The 2,549-nt window shown below is 74.1% G+C and carries 1 protein-coding gene; it reads left to right on the plus strand.

The window, feature by feature from the left end; genetic code table 11:
- Positions 1–142: 142 nt before the first annotated feature.
- A partial coding sequence (locus AOJ26_RS40375) for a BTAD domain-containing putative transcriptional regulator (RefSeq protein ID WP_053853304.1) occupies positions 143–2,549 on the plus strand: 2,407 nt, incomplete at its 3' end.

Here is a 2,549-nt window from a genome sequence, read left to right on the forward strand (position 1 = left end):
CCGTCGTGGCACAGGCGACTGCATCACCCCAGGGGCGCGGGGAACTGCGCGATCAGCCCCCACCGGCCCGGAGCTGTCCACAAACCCCGCACGGCACTCTGCTTGGCGCCCGGGGCCGAGTCACGCCGGTGACAATGAATCGGTGCGGTACAGGATTCTGGGTGTTGCTCAGGCGGTGGGCGATGACGGTGGCGTCATACCCCTCCGTGGGGTCCGCCTGCGCACGCTGCTCGCCGCGCTCGCCCTCCGGCCCGGCCGCACCGTGGGTTCCGGGACGTTGGTCGACGAGGTCTGGGGAGAGGACCCGCCGCAGGACGCCCCGGCCGCGCTCCAGGCTCTCGTCGGCCGTCTCCGTCGTACCGTCGGCAAGGACGCGGTCGTGTCGGGCCCGGGCGGCTACCGGCTGGCAGCCGCCGAGGACGACGTCGACCTGTACGTCTTCGAGCGGCTCGTACGGCGGGGCACGGCGGCGCTGGCCCACGGCGATGCCCGCACGGCCGCAGAGGACCTCACCGCGGCCCTCGCACTGTGGCGCGGGGACGCCCTCGCCGACCTGCCCGACCGCACCGCCGCGACCCGCCCCGAGGCCCTGCGCATGGAGGCCGTCCGGGCCCGTGTGGAGGCGGATCTGCTGCTCGGCCGCGCCCAGGACGTCGTACCGGAGCTGAAGGAGCTGACGCGAGCGCATCCGTACGACGAACCGCTGCACGTCCTGCTCATCCGCGCCCTGCGCGACAGCGGCCGGGGTGCCGACGCCCTCGCCGCCTACGAGACCGCCCGCCGGACCCTCGCCGACGGCCTCGGCACCGACCCGGGCCCGGAGCTGCGGGAGATGCATGGTGAGCTGTTGACGGCGCCTCCCGGCCGCCCCCGCGTCGAACGTTCCGGCAACATCCGTCCGCGTCTTACCTCTTTCGTGGGCCGGGAACCCGAACTCGACGCCATCCGTTCCGCATTGCACAGGGCCCGCCTCGTCACCCTCACCGGACCGGGCGGATCCGGAAAGACCCGTCTCGCCGAGGAAGCCGCCGCCGGGCTCCCGCAGGCGTGGCTCGTCGAGCTCGCCCCGCTCGACCGGCCGGAGGCGGTGCCCGGCGCGGTGGTCAGTGCGCTCGGTCTGCGCGAGACCGTGCTCAAGACCACCGAGTTCAGGGCCGCCCAGGACGACCCGCTCGCCCTGCTCGTCGAGTACTGCGCCCCGCGCAGCCAGCTCCTGATTCTTGACAACTGCGAACATGTCATCGAGGCGGCGGCCCGTCTCGCGGAGGCCCTCCTCACCCGTTGCCCGGGGCTCACCGTCCTCGCCACCAGCCGTGAACCCCTGGGCGTGCCGGGCGAGTCCGTGCGTCCGGTCGAGCCCCTCCGCCCCGACCAGGCCCACCGGCTCTTCGCCGAGCGCGCCGTCGCCGTCCGCCCCGACGCGGACACCGTGCTCGCCGACCGGGAGGCCGTCGCCGAGATCTGCCGGCGCCTCGACGGGCTGCCCCTCGCCATCGAACTCGCGGCGGCCCGCCTGCGGCTGCTCACCCCCCGCCAGATCGCCGACCGCCTCGACGACCGCTTCCGCCTCCTGACCTCCGGAAGCCGTACCGTCCTGCCCCGCCAGCAGACCCTGCGGGCCGTCGTCGACTGGTCCTGGGAGCTGCTCGACGAGCGGGAGCGGACCCTGCTGTGCGAGGTGTCGGTGTTCGCAGGCGGCTGGGACCTGGAGGCGGCGGAGGCGGTGTGCACCGGGCCGGCCGCCGAGCTCCTCGGCGCTCTCGTGGACAAGTCCCTGATCGTGGCCACCCCGGACGGGCGGGACGCCTCCGGCGGCATGCGCTACCGCATGCTGGAGACCATCCACGAGTACGCCGCCGAACGCGCCGCCGAGCGCCCCGAGCTGCGAGCCGCCGCCGAGCTCCGGCACCGCGCGTGGGCGCGGGCGCTCGTCGAGGAGGCCGAACCGGAGCTGCGTTCGGCCCGGCAGCTCCCGTGGATCTCCCGCCTGGAGACCGAACTGGACAACATCCGGGCGGCCTTCGACCGCACCCTCGTCGCGGGTGACGAGACGGAGGCCACCGCCCTGGCCCTCGGCATGGGCTGGTTCTGGTGGCTGCGCAACTACCGACGCGAGGGCATCTCCTGGGTGGACCGGGTCCTGCGCCTGGGGGTGGTCCTGGACAGGTCGGAAGGCCAACCGGCCCTGACGGCAGAGGAGGGCGAGGACCCTGTCGACGCCTACCTCGCCACCGCCCGCACCGAGACCGGCCACCCGGCGCACCGCCCGCGCATGAACCTCCGCATGCTCCATCTCTTCCTCCGGGCCGAGACCGAGCCCATGGACGGCGACCTGGACCCCCGCCTGCGCCGCTATGTGGAACTCGTCCAGAACCACTTCGCGCGGGGCGGCCCCGACGCCGCCCGCCTCCCCGGCGTCGTCTGGCCCGTGATCGGCATCAGACACACGGATCCGGTGGACATCCGCCCCCTGCTGGACACCTCCGTCGCGCACTGCCGTGCCCACGGCGACGACTGGGCCGTGGCCGCCGCACTGATGCTGCGCACCC

The organism is Streptomyces sp. NRRL B-24085, from assembly GCF_001282115.1.
Classification (GTDB): Bacteria; Actinomycetota; Actinomycetes; order Streptomycetales; family Streptomycetaceae; genus Streptomyces.